This window comes from Labilibaculum manganireducens, assembly GCF_002843385.1.
Lineage (GTDB): Bacteria > Bacteroidota > Bacteroidia > Bacteroidales > Marinifilaceae > Labilibaculum > Labilibaculum manganireducens.
This window is the reverse complement of sequence record NZ_MVDE01000012.1, coordinates 15,454-37,383: the sequence shown is the minus strand read 5'-3', so window position 1 is coordinate 37,383 and position 21,930 is coordinate 15,454. Positions and strand designations below refer to the sequence as shown.

General features: G+C 36.3%; 15 protein-coding genes. 4 read left to right on the top strand and 11 right to left on the bottom strand.

Annotated features, from left to right (window positions below; all coding sequences use genetic code 11):
- Positions 1–19 precede the first annotated feature (19 nt).
- The 5 genes from BZG01_RS09590 to BZG01_RS09570 form a co-directional block, all read right to left on the bottom strand.
- Positions 20–1,525 (bottom strand): glutamine synthetase family protein, encoded by a 1,506-nt coding sequence (locus tag BZG01_RS09590; RefSeq protein ID WP_101309621.1) that lies wholly within the window; start codon positions 1,523–1,525, stop codon positions 20–22.
- A 526-nt stretch (positions 1,526–2,051) separates the two neighbouring features.
- Entirely contained in the window at positions 2,052–2,813 is a 762-nt protein-coding gene (locus BZG01_RS09585; RefSeq protein WP_101309620.1) for a DUF6515 family protein, read from the bottom strand.
- Positions 2,814–3,068: 255 nt separating this feature from the next.
- The gene (locus BZG01_RS09580; protein ID WP_101309619.1) at positions 3,069–4,406 is read right to left on the bottom strand and encodes an NAD(P)/FAD-dependent oxidoreductase; all 1,338 of its coding nucleotides are present in this window, start codon (positions 4,404–4,406) and stop codon (positions 3,069–3,071) included.
- 243 nt (positions 4,407–4,649) lie between these two features.
- The gene (locus tag BZG01_RS09575) at positions 4,650–5,042 is read right to left on the bottom strand and encodes an HU family DNA-binding protein (RefSeq protein WP_101309618.1); all 393 of its coding nucleotides are present in this window, start codon (positions 5,040–5,042) and stop codon (positions 4,650–4,652) included.
- A 323-nt stretch (positions 5,043–5,365) separates the two neighbouring features.
- The gene (locus BZG01_RS09570; protein WP_101309617.1) at positions 5,366–7,987 is read right to left on the bottom strand and encodes a valine--tRNA ligase; all 2,622 of its coding nucleotides are present in this window, start codon (positions 7,985–7,987) and stop codon (positions 5,366–5,368) included.
- A 304-nt stretch (positions 7,988–8,291) separates the two neighbouring features.
- Between BZG01_RS09570 and BZG01_RS09565 the strand changes: the two genes are divergently transcribed.
- Positions 8,292–9,491 (top strand): pyridoxal phosphate-dependent aminotransferase, encoded by a 1,200-nt coding sequence (locus BZG01_RS09565; RefSeq protein ID WP_101309616.1) that lies wholly within the window; start codon positions 8,292–8,294, stop codon positions 9,489–9,491.
- Between the two features lie 356 nt (positions 9,492–9,847).
- On the opposite strand, the gene BZG01_RS09560 is transcribed toward BZG01_RS09565, so the two are convergent.
- From BZG01_RS09560 to BZG01_RS09535, 6 genes are all read right to left on the bottom strand, one after another.
- Complete coding sequence (locus BZG01_RS09560; protein WP_101309615.1) at positions 9,848–11,404, bottom strand: RagB/SusD family nutrient uptake outer membrane protein; 1,557 nt, start codon at positions 11,402–11,404, stop codon at positions 9,848–9,850.
- A gap of 18 nt (positions 11,405–11,422) precedes the next feature.
- Positions 11,423–14,719, bottom strand: a complete 3,297-nt coding sequence (locus BZG01_RS09555) for a TonB-dependent receptor (RefSeq protein WP_101309614.1) — start codon at positions 14,717–14,719, stop codon at positions 11,423–11,425.
- A gap of 105 nt (positions 14,720–14,824) precedes the next feature.
- The gene (locus tag BZG01_RS09550) at positions 14,825–16,024 is read right to left on the bottom strand and encodes a FecR family protein (RefSeq protein WP_101309613.1); all 1,200 of its coding nucleotides are present in this window, start codon (positions 16,022–16,024) and stop codon (positions 14,825–14,827) included.
- A 114-nt stretch (positions 16,025–16,138) separates the two neighbouring features.
- The gene (locus tag BZG01_RS09545) at positions 16,139–16,687 is read right to left on the bottom strand and encodes an RNA polymerase sigma factor (protein ID WP_101309612.1); all 549 of its coding nucleotides are present in this window, start codon (positions 16,685–16,687) and stop codon (positions 16,139–16,141) included.
- Positions 16,688–16,837: 150 nt separating this feature from the next.
- Positions 16,838–17,419 carry a thioredoxin family protein gene (locus BZG01_RS09540; RefSeq protein WP_101309611.1) on the bottom strand — a complete coding sequence of 194 codons (582 nt, stop codon included), beginning with the start codon at positions 17,417–17,419 and terminating at the stop codon, positions 16,838–16,840.
- Between the two features lie 303 nt (positions 17,420–17,722).
- Positions 17,723–18,934 (bottom strand): exo-beta-N-acetylmuramidase NamZ family protein, encoded by a 1,212-nt coding sequence (locus BZG01_RS09535; RefSeq protein WP_101309610.1) that lies wholly within the window; start codon positions 18,932–18,934, stop codon positions 17,723–17,725.
- A 205-nt stretch (positions 18,935–19,139) separates the two neighbouring features.
- On the opposite strand from BZG01_RS09535, the gene BZG01_RS09530 reads away from it, so the two are divergent.
- From BZG01_RS09530 to BZG01_RS09520, 3 genes are all read left to right on the top strand, one after another.
- Positions 19,140–20,384, top strand: a complete 1,245-nt coding sequence (locus BZG01_RS09530; protein ID WP_101309609.1) for an ABC transporter permease — start codon at positions 19,140–19,142, stop codon at positions 20,382–20,384.
- A gap of 134 nt (positions 20,385–20,518) precedes the next feature.
- Positions 20,519–21,328, top strand: a complete 810-nt coding sequence (locus BZG01_RS09525; RefSeq protein ID WP_101309608.1) for a metallophosphoesterase family protein — start codon at positions 20,519–20,521, stop codon at positions 21,326–21,328.
- A complete protein-coding gene (locus tag BZG01_RS09520; RefSeq protein ID WP_101309607.1) occupies positions 21,328–21,927 on the top strand; it encodes a hypothetical protein in 600 nt (199 codons plus the stop codon). Before BZG01_RS09525 ends, BZG01_RS09520 begins: the two co-directional genes overlap by 1 nt.
- Positions 21,928–21,930: the final 3 nt, after the last annotated feature.

The following is a 21,930-nucleotide window of genomic DNA, read 5'->3' as shown; positions in this document are numbered from 1 at the left end:
GTAAGTATTTTTCCCAAATTTACATACAGTGAATGTAATCATTTACAATCTCCATAATTCGAACTTCATTACCCAGAATCCGGTCATTCAACCCATAATCTTCATATAGTTTTAATTTTTTCACAACCGCATCAATTCTTCCTTTTGTAAAAATACCATTTCGCTCAAAAACCTCTCTTTGCTCCAGCAAGCAATCTGCACTCTCCCAACAACAAGTCGGCAATTGTTTCAAACCATCTAATTTTTCTTTATACTGCGGAGCAAAAATATCTACATCTGCATACAATTCATCAGCCTCCTGCAAGCCATCTTCCATTTCCAATCCATACTGGCCTGCAACAATCAAACCAGCCACCAACGAATAAATATCTGCAGAACCATCCGGCACTCTGAACTCAAAAGTTTGTTTACCTGAAAAATCTCTTGCATCAGCCGGCTCGAACGGATTCACACTCTTAATCATATCCGCAGCACCTACCCAACCAAGAGGAACCCTCACTAAAACAGAGCGGTTGCGATCTCCCCAACAAACGTAAGTCGGAGCCTCCTGATGCGGAACCAAACGCAAATAAGAAGTCGGAATCGTATTTCCAAAAGCTGTTAAAGCTCCTGAAAGTTTCAAAATACCAGCAATCATTTTCTTAGCCGTATCACTCAACTTTCCATTTTCAATACAAATATTTTTGCCGTCTTTTTCTACCAACATATGAATATGCAAACCACTGCCGGCTTTGCCAACAGTAATTTTTGGAGCCCAGCTCACCAATACATTCTCACGGGCAGCCAACATTCTTACAATCCATTTTGCAATCACCAACTGATCAACTGCATCTTCTGCCTCAACCGGTAAAAACTCAATTTCATGCTGCTCGTAACCATCATCACCCGCCGAGAAATTCCCAACCTCTGAGTGTCCGTATTTTATTTTCCCTCCGCATTGAGCAATTAAAACCATTGCTTCGCGTCTCAAACCTTCCCATTTAGTAAAAGGCCGGGAACTGTGATATCCTTTCTGATCAACATCAGCATATAATGTATGATTTGAACTTTTGATATAATATTCGAGCTCACCCATTGCCTTAAAAGTAAGGCCTGTTGTTTTTTTAAAGTTCTCATGTGCCTTTTTTAGAATGTACTCAGGAGCACTTTCCATTGGTTTTCCTTCAGCAGTATAAAACGAACAAAGAATATCCAGACACGGCACTTCAGAAAACGGATTCACAAATGCCGTTTTAAATCTTGGAATCACGTATAAATCACTTGAACCTGCTCCTATATAAGAGAACAAACTTGATCCATCAACGCGCTCGCCCGAAGATAGAATACTATCCAAATGGCTTTTCCCGGTAATAATAAAGTTCAATGTTTTCAATTTTCCATCCTCAGCAACGTAACGGAAATTAATCATCTTAATTCCATTCTCTCCTATATATCTTATCAGGTCCTCTTTTGTGAACTCGTTGCTTGGCTTTTGCAGGAATTGAACCAATTTATTTGGATCCATTAAATATTCATCCCTTGTCATAATACGCTTGTTTTAAATTGTGTTGTTGTTATCATTTGTTACTGAGGGATAAAATAGCCTAGTTTCCACTGAATATCCAAGCGGAATTCAGTTTTTAGAACACACAACATAAAAAGTAATAAATCCCAATAAAATCGAAACACACAGAAGATAAAACCCATTGATTGACCCAAGCGAAAACCTGTTTTACAACAGCTCCCCGAAATCGTTTTCGAGTACAAAAAATAAGATTTTTCACATACACCCCTAAAAAGTATATACACAAGCAGATTATCTTATATTTCTACCCTTCTTACTCCCTTTATTGATCAGGTATCAACTCAAAAGAAAAACAAGTCACAGCAAAACACCCCATTTTTAAGTGTGCGAGCCACAAAACGTCATTTTTTACAAGATAAGGGTGTAGTTTTGTAAATTTTAAGACCATTTTTATCTTTTTTACAAACTACACCCCCGTATTTTTAATTTTTAAAAAATAAGTCTATTTTAGTACTGTTCAGTAGTGCTCATGTAATTAGTCTTTCACTTAAAATCTCAAAGATAAATGTATTCCGGCAGGAGCACTCACCAATCTAAACCCATTTCTATACTTCACAAAACACATATCTCCATTTGTGTAATATTCATTTCCATGATGCAAAATCCTATGGCAGTTATCAGGAACATAAGAGAAATACAAAGAATTTGGCGCATCAACTACAACATATCCCACTTCAGGATAGAATCTGTAATAATCTCCATCCGAAAAGTAGTAATCTCCGTAACTATGTCGGATTACAACCGGTGCAACAGCAAATCTTAAAACTACATTTCCATAACGATCATGACGATAACAATTGTTTCCATGATTGTTGTAAAAGTTTCTGTAACGTTGATTGGGATGAACCATTTTTGGATAATTATAACTCCTGTAACGATCACCTGAGGAATGATAAGATTTAACATGCGATCCGCCATTGTGATTCCGATCCCAACGCTTATTGCTGTTTACATGCCCGTTTTTATATTGACCTGAATACCCATTTGCATGCCGCTCTTTGTGATATTTCGTACTCTTCTTATTCGGCGTATTATTCTTTTTCCGATCTGAGTAATCTGAATAACGACTCTTGTTGTATTTCTCATTTCGATCAGCATCTTTCAAACGAGTTGATTTATTTCGTTCTTCGTAACGAGTCTTCTCATTTTGCTGCGATCTGCGCTGAGCAGATACACTTGTAGTAGAAATTGCGATTGCTGAAACCAATACTATACTGGCAGTCAACTTATATAATACAGACTTTCTCATGGCATTTAGTTTTTAATGTGTAAGCCAAACAGCCCTTTCGTGCAGGATGAAATTTAAATACTCAATTTACACTCTTGTATGGCTTTCAATACTGTCATCCTATGGTAGGGACGAATCTTCTAAAAGTCAAGTACCGGTATACTTTGACTGAATAGAAGCAAAGCCTGTGCCAAAAATAAAAAAAGCACCAATCTTCAGTAAAATTGGTGCATTCAAGCTTCCCTAAATTATAGAAATAAAGAATCTCAATCAATACTAATTTAAATTTATTGGATCTTTAACCTGATGCCTTTTTGAAGCCCGATCAGTAAAACTTCGTTTATCCGGTCGAATTAAAACCCGCAGCGATTGATCCGAAGTCCAATAATTCCAAACCCAGTTAATTAAAATGAAAAATCGGTTCTTTACACCCACAATTGCCATTAAATGCACAAACAACCAAAGGATCCACGCCAAAAAACCCTGTGTTTTAATTCCAGGCAAATCAGCAACAGCCAAATTCTTTCCGATTGTTGCCAATGATCCCCTATCCTTATAATGAAAGGGCTTCATCCTTTTTCCCTGTTGAATATTTATGAGGTTTTTACCCAAAACACCAGCCTGCTGCAAACCAACCTGTGCAACCTGCGGGTGACCATTCTGATATTCCCCCTCTTTTTGCAAAGCCAAATCGCCCAAAGCATACACATTGTTTAAACCACTTACCTTATTATACATGTCAACACGAAGCCTTCCTCCACGACTTGCGGCAATCTCCGAAATTCCTTTAATAGGATTTGCAACAACTCCTGCAGCCCAAACCAAAGCGTATGAGAAAAACTCCTCTCCATCCGCCAAACTAATTTTAAGTCCGTCGTAATCGGCAACCCGAGCCTCAGTTTTCACAATTACCCCTAATTTCTCCAAGTAAGTTTTCGCTTTCGCTGATGCTTTCTCCGACATGCCGCTCAACAATCGATCTGACGCTTCGAACAAATACACATTCATTAAAGAAAAATCAAGCTCCAGGTAATCCTTTGGCAGGATTTCATTTTTCATTTCGGCCAAAGCACCCGCCAATTCAACACCGGTTGGGCCACCACCCACTAATACTATATTCATGTAATTGGCTGCCTTCTTCGGATCCGATTCGTTCAACGCCTTTTCGTAGTTACGAAGAATTGAATTGCGCAGAAAAATTGCCTCGGACACCGATTTCATGGGAATACCAAACTCCTCGATGTTCTTGTTTCCGAAATAATTGGTATCCACACCGGTCGCCAATACCAAATGATCGTATTTCAACGACCCCAGACTTGTATATATCTCCTGCACATTTGGATTCACCTCCAACAATTCAGCCATTCGAAAATGCACATTTTTCCGCTTCTGAAAAATCTTCCGCAAAGGAAAAGCAATGGAACTTGGCTCCAAACCAGAGGTTGCCACCTGATAAAACAATGGCTGAAACTGATGAAAATTGTTTTTATCAATTAAAACCACCTGATACTTTGTTTTTACCAGTTGCCGGGCAAGCTTTAAGCCTGCAAATCCCCCACCAATAATTACGACTCTTGTTTTCCCGTTTTCGGGGATGTGTTTTATGGTATCCATTTTTGCCTTTTATATCCGTAAGTTATTCAACAACTGCCTTACATCCTTCTTTTCAGATTTAAGACTCTTTTATCTCTTACAAATTAAAGAATTATTTCTCCAATATTCTAATCAGTCCCAATCTTCAACCGTTTGCAACGGAAAATTTATTTTACGAACAAAATAAGACCCATTTTCATGGATCAAAAAACCAGCAAAAAGTTCTTAGCTTCTTACTTCAGGCAAAAAAGAAAATGATCTCTTTCACTTCTTCGGAATTTTTCGGTAATCGACTCTTGCAATATCTTGCTTCACTCGTTTACCAGGACGAAAAGCAATTGTACTTTTCTTAATACGATGTCGTGTTACCAGTTCTTCCGAATCTACCCCTTCGGCCGAAATATGAAGAGAAAATGTACCCAAATCTCCCAATTCAACACTACTGTTATCTTTCAGTAACTGAGGAATAATTTGAGTGAATGCCTCTAAAATTCCAACCACATCCGACCTGTTAAAAGAGGACATGTCCGAAATACGTTCTGCTATATCCCTTAAGTTTTCCTTCCGTCGGTTAGCTACCCGGGGATAATACATTTCAGCTTTACCATTTTTACTCAATGGTGTTTTTATTTTCACTGCTTTATAGAAGACTGCCATATGCCGATGATTTGAATTGTTCCTTACTATAAGTTGACTCCTTTCTAAGGATAAGTTCTAACTTATACCTACAAGGTAATCATTTTTGATGTACATGAAAAATAATTTTGATGTACATGAAAATATAGTTTGATGTACATTAAACTTATATTTTATCAGCAATAGAAAATCAATTAAACAGGTACAAGATGTCGAATGTTCCCTATGAAATGATCAAGCTAATAGGCACACAACAAAAAATGCCGTTCCAAATGAATGAAACAGCACTTTTACTATTTAATCTGCGACAATCCTAGAAAATCATGATTATCTGCGTCTATTTATTATTTCATACTGGCAATGCGGTCTTCTAAAACTTTGATTTTAGCTTCGGCATCAGCCATTTTCTTTTTCTCGATTTCGATGACTTTTGCAGGTGCATTGTTTACAAAACGCTCGTTGCTCATTTTCTTTTGAACCGAAATCAGGAAGCCTTTGGTATATTTCAACTCTTCTTCCATTTTCTTCAATTCTTCCTCAACATCAACCAAGTCGCCAAGTGGAATAAAATATTCAACAGCATTTACAATGAACGACATTGCGCCAGTCATTTCTCCGTTTGCAACAGTAATATCGCTAAGGTTACACATTTTAGACACCACACAATCGAAAGAAGTATCGTAATTATCCTCTTTTGCTTTGTAGTTCATCTCTAAAACTTCCTTAAAAGCGATATTTTTTTGCTTACGGATGTTACGAACAGCAACAATCACTTCTTTTACCTGCTCAAACTTAGCTAACAAATTAGCGTCATATGAATCCGGCTTATGCATCACTGAAACCATAATGCTGTCCTCATCGGTACGATCGGCAAGTAACTGCCATATTTCCTCTGTTAAGAAAGGCATGAATGGGTGCAGTAACTGCATCAACTTCTCGAAAAGAGCTACGGTTGAATCGAAAGTTTTACGATCGATTGGCTGCTGATAGGCAGGCTTCACCATTTCCAAATACCATGATGAAAATTCATCGCGGAATAAGGTGTAAACAGTCATTAAGGCTTCGCTGATACGATATTGCCTGAACTGCTCATCCAAAGCTTCCATGGTGTTGTTTAAACGCGCATGGAAAACCTCAGTTGCCAATCGGGCATATTCAGGTTGCTCGATATCGGCAATTTCCCAACCTTTTACCAAACGGAATGCATTCCAGATCTTGGTAGTAAAATTACGTCCTTGTTCGGGTAGGTTCTCGTTGAACAGCAAATCGCCTCCGGCAGGAGAACACAACAGCATTCCAACCCGAACCCCGTCGGCACCGTACTTGGCAATCAGATCCAAAGGATCAGGGGAGTTCCCCAATGATTTAGACATTTTACGGCCCAATTCGTCGCGAACAATACCTGTTAAATATACATTAGAGAATGGCTTTTCGCCTCGGTACTCATAACCTGAAATTACCATTCGGGCAATCCAGAAGAACAGAATATCCGGTCCGGAAACCAAATCGTTGGTTGGATAATAGTATTTGATCTCCTCATTTTCGGGATTACGAATACCATCGAATACAGAAATAGGCCACAACCATGAAGAGAACCATGTATCCAACACATCCTCATCCTGACGTAAGTCTTCTGCTTTGTATGTTTTTCCTGTTTTGGCATTTGCTTCAACAAGAGCTTCTTCTATTGATTTGGCTACTACAAATCCACCTTCGGGCAAGTAGTAAACCGGAATTCGTTGTCCCCACCACAACTGACGTGAAATACACCAATCCTTCACATTTTCCATCCAATGACGGTAGGTATTCTTGAATTTTGGAGGATGCAGCTGAATATCGTCGTTCATTACATGCTCCAAAGCCGGTTTCGCCAATTCTTTCATGTTCAGGAACCACTGCATACTCAATTTAGGTTCGATTACGGCATCGGTGCGTTCCGAAAAACCTACTTTATTCACGTAATCTTCTACCTTCACCAAGTTGCCTGCTTTCTCCAAATCGGGCATAATTAAATCACGAACTTCGAAACGATCTTTACCAACATAAAGCTGAGCTGCCTCACTCATGGTTCCGTTATCGTTAAAAATATCGATGGTTTCCAGATTATGACGGTCGCCAATTTCGTAATCATGAATATCGTGAGCCGGCGTAATTTTTAAAGCACCGGTACCAAATTCCATATCAACATACTCATCTTCGATAATTGGAATGGAACGGTTCACCAAAGGAACGATACAACGCCTGCCTCTTAAATGGGCAAAGCGTTCGTCGTTTGGATTGATACATACTGCCGTATCACCCAAAATTGTTTCAGGACGGGTGGTTGCAATGGTAATGTACTCATCGCTGCCTTCCACCTGATATCTTAAATAGTACAGTTTCGATTGTAATTCTTTATAGATTACCTCCTCGTCGGAAACCGCTGTTTGTGCCGAAGGATCCCAATTCACCATACGAACACCACGATAAACCTTTTCTTTCTTATACAAATCGATAAAAACATCGATCACCGATTCGTAAAGAGATTCGTCCATGGTGAAAGCTGTACGCTCCCAATCACATGACGCACCTAATTTTTTCAGCTGCTCCAAAATGATGCCGCCATGTTTTTCTTTCCATTCCCAGGCATGTGTCATAAACTCATCACGGGTAATGTCCCCTTTAGAAATGCCTTCCTGCTTTAGTTTGTTAACAACTTTAGCTTCGGTAGCAATAGATGCGTGATCGGTACCCGGCACCCAACAGACATTCTTTCCCTGCAATCTGGCTCTACGCACCAATACATCTTGAATTGTATTGTTTAGCATATGCCCCATGTGCAACACTCCGGTGACGTTTGGCGGAGGTATCACAATTGTATACGGCTCTCTCTCATCAGGTACAGAGTGGAAGAATCCTTTATCCATCCAATACTTATACCATTTGTCCTCCGATTCTGCAGGATTGTACTTTGTTGGGATTTCCATGTGTTTAACTAAAATTTAAAAATCTATACTACTAAAAAAATTTGGCTCAAAATTAAGAAAATCTGAGAGATATATCTTCAACAAAAAGCAACAATCTGTAGGAAAGCGATCTGTAAGTATTTTGCAATAAAAATAAGGGGGAGAATGAAACCATGCATTTGTTTTAAAATCACTGGTTTGGAGAGTAAATTTCAGATTTTTAACGGGATGCTGAAAAGCAATAAAAATCATTTTTTTTACATGGAAATTTATCTACTTTTGAGCAACAAAAAACTTCATTCATAAATATATAAACACGTAACAAATGCCACAAATATCAGACAAAGGAAGATTAATGCCTGAGTCACCAATTCGTAAATTGGTTCCTTACGCTGAAGCTGCAAGAGCTGCAGGAAGAACTGTGTATCCATTAAACATTGGTCAGCCGGACATTAAAACACCTGAGGTTGCCATGGAAGCCATTAGAAATTGTACCGAAAAGGTGATTGAGTATTCTCATTCGGCGGGCAATATCTCTTATCGCAGAAAATTGGCGAAATACTATCAGAACATCGGAATTAACGTGGACGAAAATGAAATGTTGATTACTACCGGTGGATCGGAAGCAATTACTTTTGCTTTGATGACTTGTATGAATCCGGGGGATGAGATTTTAATTCCAGAACCTTTTTATGCAAACTACAATGGTTTTGCTGTAGCTGCCGGTGTGGTTGTGAAACCAATTACATCGAGTATCGAAAATGATTTTGCATTGCCTGCAATTGAAGAATTCGAAAAATTAATGACCCCAAAAACCAAAGGAATTGTTATTTGTAACCCAAATAACCCAACTGGTTACTTGTACTCAAAAGAGGAATTGAACCAATTGCGTGAATTGATTATCAAGCACGACCTGTTCCTTTTCTCAGACGAAGTTTACCGTGAGTTTTGTTACGATGGCGAAGAACATTTCTCAGCTATGAAGTTGGAAGGCTTGGAGCAAAATGTAATTCTAATTGATTCTGTTTCGAAACGCTACAGCGAATGTGGTGTTCGTATTGGTGCGATGATAACAAAAAATAAAGATGTAATTACCACCGCTTTAAAATTTGCTCAGGCTCGTTTGTGTCCTCCTGCTTTTGGACAGATTGCTGCCGAAGCATCTTTGGAGACACCTGCAGATTACTTCACCGAAGTTTACAACGAATACATCGATCGCCGTAACTTTATGGTGGCTGCTTTAAATGATATGGATGGCGTTTACTGTCCAACTCCTAAAGGAGCTTTCTACACCGTAGTAAAACTTCCAATTGACGATGCTGACAAGTTTGCACGGTGGATTTTAGAGGATTTTGAATACAAAAACCAAACTGTAATGGTTGCTCCTGCCACTGGATTTTATGCGACTAAAGGTTTAGGCAAAAATGAGGTGCGTATTGCTTACGTTCTTAAAAAAGAAGAGTTGGCGAAAGCGATGGAAACTCTTGCTGAAGCATTGAAGGTTTATCCGGGAAGGACTATTTAACAGGTAAAAGGATAAAGCTAAAAGGAATTAGCTTAAAAACATGAAAGAACGGCTCCAAATTTTGGAGCCGTTTTTATTGCAATAATCTTTAATTGAATCTTATTTTCATCCATATAAAGAGGCGCCATCTTAGAATGACGCCTCCATTTCTAATTTATGAAACTATCCCTGCAGAAGGCTAAAACCACAAGAATCTCTTTACCTGTGCAATTTTAAAAAAGCACAAAAGTATCTTATTCAATCCAGCCACTAGATTGTTAATCAATTGTTTTACCGTAAATATTTGTGGATTATAGCCATTGGTAATCAGATAATCCAATCACCAACAGCTATTTTAAATTAGAATTTCTGATAAATTAATATCCTTCGTTTTGCACCAAGTTTGGATTTGAATTTATATCGGATGAAGGTATTGGAAATACATTAAATTTGGCATTTGTTGAACTGCCTTCTTTTGTATTTCCTTTCCATGGCCATAGATAATCTCCTCCGGTTAATTTACCATAACGTACAAGATCGGTTCTTCGATGACCTTCCCAATGTAACTCCCGCGCTCTTTCATCGAGAAGCCACTCCAGCGTTAATTCCGATAAATTAATATTCCCAGATGCGTCACCATAGGCTCTTTCCCGAATTTGATTCACATAAATCAATGCAGTAGCTGCATCACCACCTGAACCACCTCTTAAAACACATTCGGCATACATCAATAACACGTCAGCATATCTGAATAAAGGAAAGTCTGTATCAACAAATTCTAAATCAGATCCAGAATCACCTGCCGAAGTTATGTTAAAATATTTGACCACAGGATAACCTTGTGAGAAGGCAAAAACATCGTCAATTTCCAACGTTTGTCCATCAGTATAAAAACTGGCTCTATTATCAGTTAAACCGGATGGATCAGAAAACTTATTAACCAGAGCCTTGGTCGTTCTGTTTCCTCCCCAGCCACCACTTACTCCGTAGTCGCTTCCTTTCATTGTTCCTCCTATTCCAGCATGAATTAGGAAACTCATTCCACCCGCTCCTTGGGTACGCTTTCCATCTGAGCAAATGGGAAATATTATTTCATTCCGTCGCAAATGATTATCAGCTAAGAACAAATTTTTATAAACAGGCTCCAATGAATAAAAACTATTACCTGTAAATTTGTTACAGTAAGAAATACATTCTGAATATTTCTCTTGCCCTATATAAACTTCGGCATTTAAATACAATTTGGCCAATAACATCCAAGCCAAACCCCTGTCTGCCCGTCCATACTGATTAGTGCCAGGCTCAGGCAATTCATTTTCAATCGCTTGAAGTTCTGATTCTATGTATGTAAACAATTCTTCGCTTGAAGCTTGTTCAGGGAAAAAGAAAGAACCTACGGGATCAGCTTCAGTCACAAACGGAGCTGTTCCAAACAGATCTAACATATGCCAGTATGCAAGAGCTCTTAAAACCCTAGCCTCAAGCAAATAATCTGAATACTTTGACTGTTCGCTAATTTGTTGAATGAGTTTATTACAATACGAAACACCCAAATTTATTCGACTGTAAATTGCGGTAATAAATTCATTTTGTGCATTCCAATCCATGTCATGCAAATCTGGCAGGTTTCCATCATTCCATGCACAAATAGCCTCATCTGTTGTTAATTCCTGCATATTAAAGAGTAACCTTAAATAAGATGAGAAATTCACATCTAATCTACTGATGTCTCTATCACTTCCCGTTTGCCCTCCAAGTATTAAATTGGCATAACACTTCGCCATTAATTGCTTGAAATCCTCATCGCTGCTTATTTCAATTTGAATGTCTTTATCCAATGGCACTGTATCCAAATCATCGGTACAAGATGTCACAAAAAAAGTGAATAGATATAGTCCGATTATATATATTGATTTTAAATATTTCTTATTCATTTTTTCCAAAATTTAAGATTAAAACTTCATGTTAACACCAAACAAAAATGTTCTTGGTCTTGGATAAACATTGTTATCAATCCCATCTGTAATTTCAGGATCAAGTCCATCGTAACCAGTAATCGTAAATACATTTTGAATACTGGAATACAATCTTAAATCAACATCTCCTTTAAACATTTTTAATTTCTTAAAGCTGTACCCAAGTGATATATTATCCATTTTAAAGAAGCTTCCATCCTCCACAAAAAAATCTGAAAATTGCTGCGCATTTTCGAATTGTGTATGCTTAATCGACGAAGGCAAATTAGTTAAATAATCATTAACTACCATTTCCTGATAACGTGCACCCAAAGCATTATTGTTATAAACATCGTTACCAAAACTTGCCCGACCATTAAAGCTGAAATCCCAGTTTTTATAATTTATACTTGATGAAATTCCCATGAAAACTTCAGGATCCGGACTTCCACCAAAGTATCGGTCACTTGTATTAATTTCTCCATCATTATTCAAATCAACATAATCACCCTCAATTGGTTTACCCGCTTGATCGTAATTTTGTTTGTAGACAGAAAATGTATTAAGGGCGTGACCAACTGAGTGGATCTGAATATTATTCCCAACACCAACACCACTAATTCCACCAGTCTCAACTCCTCTATAATTTGGATCATCGTAGTTGGTAAGCTTGGTTATTTCATTCTCGTTGTATGTGATATTAAAGCCTAAATCCCAACTAAAATTTTCTTTAGCCACAAGCAATGTGTTTATGGAAAACTCAACACCTCTATTTTCTAATGCTCCAACATTTGTTGTCAATAAATCTGTGAAATTGGTTCCTGTTGGAACGGGAATGGTATTAATTAAATCTTCGGTTTCCTTAAAATAAACATCAAGACTACCATAAACACGATTATTAAAGAACCCATAATCCAATCCAAAATTGTAAGTTGTGGTTTCCTCCCACTTTAACGCCTCATCATATCCATTTGGTCGCAGTGTATAAACGAATTCTGACCCAAACTGATATTGTCTGAACTCATCACTTTTAGTATAAGTTCCCATATATGGATAATCATTACTTGATATAGATTGCTGTCCTGTAACTCCATATCCAAGTCGCATATTTAAACTACTTACCAGATTAGAGTTCTTAAGGAAATTTTCATTTTTGATCTTCCATGCAAAAGCCAGTGATGGAAAAGTTCCCCATCTTTCATCTTTATGAAAGCGGCTTGAACCATCTCGACGAACAGTTAAAGTGAGTAAGTACTTTTCTTTGAAAGTATAGTTTAAACGACCAAAAAACGATACTAAATAATTTTCTGTTTCATCTGCACTAAAGGAGGGATCTGTAACATTTCTTCGCATTACAGTTTGATCTGATTCACTCTTGAAATGTTGCCACTCATACCCTGCCATAGCATCAATTCTACTGTCAATATTTTTAAATTCCTTATTGTAATTCAAATAAAAATCAAAAAGTTCATTTTTAAGATCATGATTATATGTCCTAATCAATTCCGAATTATCGTTGGATGCGAAAGCAGCCTTATCATCAACAATATCTTTCCCTTCACTTTTAGTATAATCAATACCTGTCACCATGTTAATACTTAACTCCGGTAAACCATGAACTTTATAATCCAATTTAAAATCACCGATAATTCGATTAACATCCGATTTATCACGCGCTTGCTCAAGCATAGAAACAGGATTATTCGTTCCATTAATATTCTTTGTTCCATTAAGCATCCATGTATAGTATCCTCCGAACTGATCGAATTCGGGAGCAGAACTTCTAACTGGCTGAGTTGGATCAAAACGAATTGCGGCCCCAATTGCACCTGGATCTGCAAATCGATTATCAATATCCATTCCCTTTAAGCCGATATTCAACTTTAAATGATTATCAAATAAACTTGGATTCATGTTAAAAGTATAGGTCGTTCTTTTCATCTCGGAAGTTTTAAGAACACCTTCCTGATCGGTGTATCCTATAGAAGCTCTTACAGGAATATCTTTTACAGATGCCGCAATGCTAAGATTGTGGTCTTGACTAAAACTATTTTGATAGATTTCATCCTGCCAATTGGTATCCTCACTTCCCAAACGATTGCGGATTGCTTTATCAACATCCGAGTCGGAAGCGTGCCTGCTATTAATAATATCTCTAAATTCGTCTCCATTTAACAGATCAAACGTTTTCACAACTTTACCGATAGAAAACCTCGAGCCATAATCTACACTTAACTTTTGCCCTTTTTTAGCTTTTTTAGTATTGATAATAATTACACCATTTGATGCTCTTGAACCGTAAATTGCAGTCGATGAAGCATCTTTAAGAACAGAAAATGATGCAATATCACTTGGATTTATAGAGCTAAGAATGTTACTCATCCCTGAAATACTTCTATTGTCAATAGGTACTCCATCTATCACAATAAGTGGATCATTACTCGCAGACATTGAAGAACCACCTCTAATTCGGATTCTAACATCTGATCCTGGCTGTCCTCCTGCGCTAACAAGATTAACTCCAGCAACTTTTCCCATTATTAAATCTTGTGGTGAACTTGTAGTTCCCTGATTAAAATCCTTCTCTCCCAATGCCACAACAGAGCCTGTTGCATCCTCCTTTTTTATCTGACCATAACCAATGACAACAACTTCCTCCATTCCCAAATTATCCTGCTCCAAAACAATTTCAAGAGAAGAAAGTTCTCCAACCGAAACTTCTTGTGTTTTCATTCCTACAAATGAAAAAAGCAGAATAATATTATCGCCTTTAACATCAAGATTAAAATTACCATCTACATCGGTAATAACTCCTCTTGTCGTTCCCTTTACAACTACCGAAACTCCAGGCAAAGGAAATCCATCCTTATCGGTTACAGATCCATTTAGAATTTTCTTTTCCTGAACATCGCTTTCCCGAAGTATTTGCTCTGGTGCCGTTGACAATACAATAGTACTGTCCTGAATATTATACTTTAAACCTCTTCCTTTAATGCATTCTTCAAGCACCTCTTCAAGAGTAGCATTTTTCATCTCAATGCTCAGGTGCTCCTTACTATTGATTTCCTCAGCATTGTACAGAAAATTAAATCCGCTTAATTTTCTCACCTCTCGAAAGACCTCGGACAAAGACACATCTTCAAAATCCACATCCATGCGAACATTCTGAGCACTTACACTTGCCGTAAGTTGAAACACACTTAATAGCATGAATAAACAGGTCAACTTCATAATTAGTAGAATTTTTCTCCACCTTCCGGAAAGAAAGGTTTTCATTCTCCATGATTTTTTCATAGTTTTGATTTGTTAAATGATACATTTAATACATTCCTGCATGAGTCCTAATCATGACAGGAAAATTGATTTAGGATCGGAAAATGTTAGCGCATTTTCCGATTTTTATTTTAGTCCTTTTCTTACGTAGATTACATTCCCTTCAACAGCAAAATCAATATCTTCAGTCAGCTTTAACATTTTCAATACTGAAGAAAAATTTTCATACTTTTTTATTTCACCAGTAAAGCTAATGTTCATTAATTCTTCATTCTCATAAACAATACCACAACCATACCAACGTTCCAGCTTTCTCATAAAAACGCCAAGTTTTTCATTTTCGAAAATAAACAAACCATCTTTCCATGATGCATAGATGGATGCATCCACAAATTTAACTTCTGATTTTTTCGATTCTTTATTAAAAGAGAATTGCTGATTAGGAATTAAAATATTTTTCTGTTCGCATCCGTTGACATTTTTGGACGTCACCTGCACTTTCCCTTCCAAAAGGGTGGTTTCAACCAAATCTTCATCTCCATATGACATAATATTGAATTTGGTTCCCAATACTCTAACTTCCATTCCATTTTCCAAAACAACGTAAAAAGGCTTTGTCTCATTTTTCGCCACCTCAAAATATGCCTCTCCCAACAAGTACACTTTACGTTTATTTTTTGAAAACTGAACTGGATATCGAAGGGAAGAAGAAGAATTCAGCCAAACTTTTGTCCCATCACTCAAAGTAGTCGAATATTCACCTTTTAACGGAGTGAGTAATGTATTGAATTTTTCAATTAAATTTTGTTCTTGATTATTCTCATTCAATTGACTGTAAATAAGATTACTATTGACATTCCTGGCAACAACCTCATTCTCAAACTGAATAGATTTATTTTTTTGAGCACCCAAATCAACACTGGATCCGTCTGCAAGCATTAAAACAGCTTTCGGGCTACCTGGTTCAATTAGGATTTCTTGTACAAGTAAACTTTGGTTATAAGTAGAATTTGCAAACCAAACAGCAGCAATTGGCAGGAAAATTACAGCTGCATATTTTAAGAAATTTATAACTAAGCGACGGGTTTTCGCAGAATCAATCTTTTCATTTACCTTTTGTAAAGCTGAATTAGTTCTTACGCTCTTTCTTTTTGAAATTTGTTCTGCTAAATCTTCATCCGATAATAAACTATTCGCGAACAATTCATTTTTATTATCGCTTTCTAACCAAGTACTCAACTCAATTTCCTCCACAGGTGATAAACTTTCAATTCTTTGCTTGAAAAGTAATTCACCAACCCTAAACTCCTTACTAAATTTTTCCATTTTTTTCCTATTACTAAATATATAACACGAAAAACGAAAAGAAGGGGGAGTAGAAAATGATTTTAAAAAAAAGAATTTTTCTAAGTTTGTCTGAATTAGCCAAACAATGAAGAATTAATTCAACATCATCGCAAAAACGAAAACTTCAAAACCTTTTCTTAATATTTTGTAAGCAAGCTTCTTGTGGCTTTTAACAGTACTTATTTCGATATCTAATTCTTCCGATATCTCCGATTGATTTAAACCTCTCATACTCAAATTTAAAACTTCTTGAGTTCGCGGAGGTAAAGTTTTTATAAGTTGGTATAACTGAGAATAATACTCCTCTTCTATAATTTTCTCCAGAAAAAAATCTTCAGATAAAAGTTGTTTGTATTCTTCATCTGCCAGTAAAAATATTTTTTTTGAATCACGAATATGATTGAGACACTTGTTTCGAATAACAACATGCAAAAAGCCTTTCATGGCACTAATAGATTCAACGGATTTTCTTTTTTCCCAAAGTTTTATAAAGGATTCTTGCACAAAATCCTCTATTAAATCTTGATTTGAAATATAATTAGAAGCAAACGAACAAAGTCCTGAATAATACTTTTTAAATAGCTGATTGAAAACAATTCTGTTTCCATCATTCAGATTATGTATTAATTCAATCTCCTTCATATCGGGGTTGAATATCTAAAAAATCAGTTTAAAAACCAATTTTAATATTTTCAAATGCGGTTAAAAATTCGTCTTTACTCACCTAGGTATACTGTTTTCAATAAGAAAAAGCCATTTAAAAAAATACAAAACGGCTCATTCACAACAAAACTACAACAAATCGCAGGCATCAGCAGGCATCCAGTGTTTGTCTTTCCCATCCCATTTTACGTTGCAGCCAATCGGGTTGGTTACCGGAACAGAGATTTCTTTTCCAGCCAAATATTCATCTACAGCTCTCTCCAAATCTCTGACTGAAACCTTAGAAGTATCCTTTGGATTATCAACAGCTCTTCCTGTATAAATTAATTTGCGTGCTTCATTAAACAAATAAAAATGTGGAGTCCTCAGTGCACCGTAAGTCATTGCCACTTCTTGTGTTTCGTCATACAAATAAACCCATGGAAAATCATTTTCTTCCATTCGTATTACCATATGATGGTAATCATCTTCCTCGTAAGTGTTTGCTGAATTAGAATTAATTCCCACAAATTCGACTCCATTTGGAATGTATTTATCAGCAATCATTCTGGTATCTTCATCAGAGCCGATAACATACGGACAATGATTACAAGTAAAAAAAACAACTAAAAGTTTAGATGATTTAAAATCGTTTAATTTATATCGAATTCCATCGGTAGCTATCAGATCAAAATCCGGAGCCTTATCATTAATTTGCAAGGTAAATGCCATTTTAAATATTTTATTTATTGAACACTCCTTTAAATTTACTTATTATTTTGAGAAAATCTAAATTAATTTCACGCTATTCAATTGTTAATTTCTGCTCCTAAATCTGAAAAAACAAATCGTAATTAACACATAATTAATAGTCAGTTTATACTTCCTAAATTTCTCTTTTGTAAACTTGCTCTTGTTAAAGACGAATACAAATTCAACCACAAATAAAAGAATCCCTCAGAAACAGAACATCGGATTTGCAACTTAGTCGATACAACTTTCCTTTCACTCCGGTGCTTCTGTTTCTCTTTCTACCTACCTTTCAGTAAAGTCAGGATAAATAAGATACTTCGCTCGAATTGCCATAAATTTTTTGCGATCCTTTTTCCAGCTCTCTCTAATTTGTTCTTCCGATATGGAGTTTTCAATTTGAGTTCTCAGATTTGCTGTTCCTGCAAGATTTTCAAAAAAAGAATTGAAAAAATCAGACTTGGCTTTTAATTCACTATAAGCATTTAGTAAAAAAGACAGATCCAATTTTTTCTTCTTTCGAAAGTCATCCGCATTTATCTTACGTAAATCGTAACCAACACATTTTTCACCTTTAAACTTTGGGTATTTACTTGCTCCGGGAATACTTCTTGGCGTGAACTCAAAATCACCCTTGGTAAAAAATGGATGTCCGTATACTTGAAACGGATAATTTGTACCACGACCGGCACTAACCACTGTTCCTTCGAAAAAACACAGAGACGGATACAAAGCAACAGACAATTGATTTGGCAGATTGGGCGACGGCTTTACCGGCAGTAAATAGGATTTCTCCCGGTTCCAGTTTTTGCATGGAATCACTTTTAATTCACATTGTACTTTATTCTTCAACCATTTTTCCCCGTTAATCATTTGGGCATATTCACCTATCGACATGCCATAAACCACAGGCACCGGATGCATTCCAACAAAGGAACTGTATTTCATCTTCAGGACTGGTCCATCCACGTAATGTCCGTTTGGATTTGGCCGATCGAGAACAATTACCTGTTTTCCCTGTTCGGCGCAAGCCTCCATCACATAATGCAGTGTGGATATGTATGTGTAAAAGCGAACACCAACATCCTGAATATCAAACACCACAATATCAACATCTTTTAAATCAGCAGCCGAAGGTTTATAATGCTTTCCATATAGGGACACAATCGGCAATCCTGTTTTCGCATCTATGCCATTGGTAATTTTCTCACCCGCGTCAGCATCTCCCCTAAAGCCGTGTTCGGGACTAAATATTCTTGTAATGTGAATGTCTTTTGCCAATAATACATCGACCAAATGTTCGCCTTTAATCAATGAGGACTGATTGGCGGCAACTGCAATTTTTTTCTCTTTAAACAGAGGTATATATTCCGTGAAATTTTCGGCTCCGGTTGTTAATGAATCTGATTGTTTTTGTGCACAAGATGTTACACATACTACAAACAAAAAGTATGAACACAGCACACAATATTGAATCGATTGTTTTATTTTTCTCATTTAACTAATTTTTCACATCTGTAAACCCGAAATTACTACTTTTGTATTAATCTTTAAAAACAATAGCTTATTAGACTATAGCTTGGGGGCATTAATTTAAACCTCAAAACGGTCGCAACTTATATAACCTGACAATCAACAAAATATTTTATTGAAGAAATACGCAAACTATAATAACAAACTTTTATAATAAAAAAATCTCAATTTGAATCTGGAACTTTTTATAGCTAAGAAAATTACCATCAGCAAAAAAGGCGGTGGAAATATATCTCATCCTATTATTAGTATTGCCAAAATAAGTATTTCTCTTGGCATCGCAGTAATGATATTGGCTGTAGCTATTGTTACCGGGTTCAAATCTGAAATTACCAACAAGGTTATCGGTTTTGGTTCTCATATACAAATCACAAATTACGACAACAACTCGTCGTTTGAAACTAATCCCATCGAAAAAAATGCAATCTCCGTAAGCAGCATTGAAAAAATACCTGGAGTTTCACATGTACAATCCTTTGCAACAAAACCGGGTATTCTTAAAACAAAATCGGATATTCAAGGAATTGTTTTAAATGGAATAGGTAAAGATTACGATTGGAGTTTTTTTAAGAATCATTTGGTGGAGGGAAAAACCATTCAGCTCACCGACAGTACCAAAAGTAACGATATTTTGATTTCGGAAAAACTCTCAAATCTTCTACAATTAAAAGTAGGTGACAAATTATCGGTTTATTTTATTCAGCAACCACCCAGAGTAAGAAGTTTTACCGTTGCCGGGATATACAATACCGGAATGGAAGAATTCGACAAACTATTCCTTATCTGCGACATACAACACATTCAGAAATTAAATGACTGGAGTGACAATCAGGTTAGCGGCTACGAAATTTTCATTGATAATTTTGACGATTTAGATCTTATCGATCAGCAGATAAAAGGAATTACAGCTGCATCATTTACCGATGATGGCGCCGGTTTTAAAGTAAGAAGCATTGTTCGTAAATATCCGCAAATATTTAGCTGGCTTGACATGCTCGATATGAATGTATGGATTATTTTAAGCCTGATGATACTGGTTGCCGGTTTTAATATGGTTTCGGGGCTTTTAATTATTATTCTGGAAAAGACCAATATGATTGGAATTTTAAAAGCACTTGGCACAGAAAACTGGTCGATTCGAAAGATATTTCTTTACCAATCTGCTATGCTTATTGGACAAGGATTATTATGGGGAAATATTATTGGAATCTCCGTGTGTCTGCTTCAGTACTTTTTTAAAATTATTCCTTTAGATCCAACCAACTACTATGTAGATACCGTACCAATCAATCTTAAAATCACTCACATTATTCTTCTGAATATTGGCAGTTTAATTGCTACGGTTTCGATGTTGCTTGTTCCCTCCTATTTAATTACAAAAATAACTCCTGCAAAGGCGATTAAATTTGATTAAAATAGTTGCAGAGCAATCTGAATTGTTAAAAATGTTAAGAAATGTTATCATTTTTATCTCTCTCCTATTTATCTGATATCTTTACTGCATCCTACCTTTTTTTGAATTCCCTTTAAAGAATAAAACGTATAAATATGATCCGGCGTGATTTTATAAAAACCAACGGACTGGTATGCCTGTCTGCAATTTTGGGAGTATTCCCAGGATGCAGTCTGCCTTATGAATACAGTCCATATGATAATGAAGTAAAAAATAAATTCAGAGATTTAACCGCTAAAAATCTGGATAAAATAAAGATTGTCAATAATAATAAAACGTTTAAATTCGCCTTTATAACAGATACTCACACATTTTATGATGAATTCAATAATGCTGTTACGGCTTTAAATAAAAGAGACGATATTGATTTTGTAATACATGGCGGCGATTTAACCTTAAGTGCCCTTCACAAAGAATTTACATGGTGCAACGAAATTCTGGAAAATCTAAATGTTCCTTTTTTTACGGTAATCGGAAATCACGACTTCTTATCGAATGGCGAAAGATTGTACCAAACCTCCTTTGGTGAAAACAACTATACATTTACTTACAAAGGCTGCAAATTTGTAATGTTTGATAATATTGTATGGGAAAGAAAAAACACAAATCCTGATTTTGATTGGTTCAATGATAATTTAAAAAATGATGGCAGTGCTGATCTTGTGATTCCGGTCTCACACATCCCTCCTTATGCAGATCAATATGACGGAGAAGATTCAATTCTAAATCAAATACTTGAGAATAACAATATTAAACTCTCCATACATGGCCATACACACAGCTTTTATCACGGCAAAAAATATGGCAAAACAGATTTTTTGGTAGGAGGTGATATTGCTGATAATCACTATCAGGTAATTACTATTGATAATGGTAATTATTCGATTGAAAACATCGCTTTTTAATGAAAAAATATATAATACACATTTTAGTATGTTGCTGCTGTTTTAACCTATCAGCCTTGGGTAGTAATCTTAACGAAGTCCAAACTGATTCGATAAAAAGAAAATGGTATTTACCTCGTGATGCAAAAATTCAATACGCAGGTAATATAGGTTTCCTTTCTGCCGGAATCACCTACCATCTGGCAAAAGACTGGTATCGTCTTTCTATAATGTATGGCAGTACATCAATACATTCACATGTTCATACTCTAAATACAGTTGCATTTAAGAACACATTTCTTATCAAACAATTTCACATTGGTGATTTTGTAGTTGCTCCAACGGCAGGCTTAAGTATCAATTTTGGTTCAACTCACAATACCTACCGAAATTTACCCAACTACTTCCCCAATGATTATTATTTTCAGAATAAAATACATTTTGCTCCTTTTGTCGGCGCTATGGTTTACCACCCTCTTCCTTATAAAATAATTAAAGGAATCGATTTTTACACCGAAATTGGAACAATTGACAATTATCTTTTAGAAGGCATAAGAACAGAATATGTTAAGTTTTATGATATCTGGAATCTGGCTTTAGGCATTTCCATTCATTTTTAAATA

What these genes read in the sequence shown, in the direction of transcription:
- BZG01_RS09590 (WP_101309621.1), bottom strand. Translation starts at nt 1,525, where the DNA reads ATGACAAGGGATGAATATTTAATGGATCCAAATAAATTGGTTCAATTC.
- BZG01_RS09585 (WP_101309620.1), bottom strand. Translation starts at nt 2,813, where the DNA reads ATGAGAAAGTCTGTATTATATAAGTTGACTGCCAGTATAGTATTGGTT.
- BZG01_RS09580 (WP_101309619.1), bottom strand. Translation starts at nt 4,406, where the DNA reads ATGGATACCATAAAACACATCCCCGAAAACGGGAAAACAAGAGTCGTA.
- BZG01_RS09575 (WP_101309618.1), bottom strand. Translation starts at nt 5,042, where the DNA reads ATGGCAGTCTTCTATAAAGCAGTGAAAATAAAAACACCATTGAGTAAA.
- BZG01_RS09570 (WP_101309617.1), bottom strand. Translation starts at nt 7,987, where the DNA reads ATGGAAATCCCAACAAAGTACAATCCTGCAGAATCGGAGGACAAATGG.
- BZG01_RS09565 (WP_101309616.1), top strand. Translation starts at nt 8,292, where the DNA reads ATGCCACAAATATCAGACAAAGGAAGATTAATGCCTGAGTCACCAATT.
- BZG01_RS09560 (WP_101309615.1), bottom strand. Translation starts at nt 11,404, where the DNA reads ATGAATAAGAAATATTTAAAATCAATATATATAATCGGACTATATCTA.
- BZG01_RS09555 (WP_101309614.1), bottom strand. Translation starts at nt 14,719, where the DNA reads ATGAAAAAATCATGGAGAATGAAAACCTTTCTTTCCGGAAGGTGGAGA.
- BZG01_RS09550 (WP_101309613.1), bottom strand. Translation starts at nt 16,024, where the DNA reads ATGGAAAAATTTAGTAAGGAGTTTAGGGTTGGTGAATTACTTTTCAAG.
- BZG01_RS09545 (WP_101309612.1), bottom strand. Translation starts at nt 16,687, where the DNA reads ATGAAGGAGATTGAATTAATACATAATCTGAATGATGGAAACAGAATT.
- BZG01_RS09540 (WP_101309611.1), bottom strand. Translation starts at nt 17,419, where the DNA reads ATGGCATTTACCTTGCAAATTAATGATAAGGCTCCGGATTTTGATCTG.
- BZG01_RS09535 (WP_101309610.1), bottom strand. Translation starts at nt 18,934, where the DNA reads ATGAGAAAAATAAAACAATCGATTCAATATTGTGTGCTGTGTTCATAC.
- BZG01_RS09525 (WP_101309608.1), top strand. Translation starts at nt 20,519, where the DNA reads ATGATCCGGCGTGATTTTATAAAAACCAACGGACTGGTATGCCTGTCT.
- BZG01_RS09520 (WP_101309607.1), top strand. Translation starts at nt 21,328, where the DNA reads ATGAAAAAATATATAATACACATTTTAGTATGTTGCTGCTGTTTTAAC.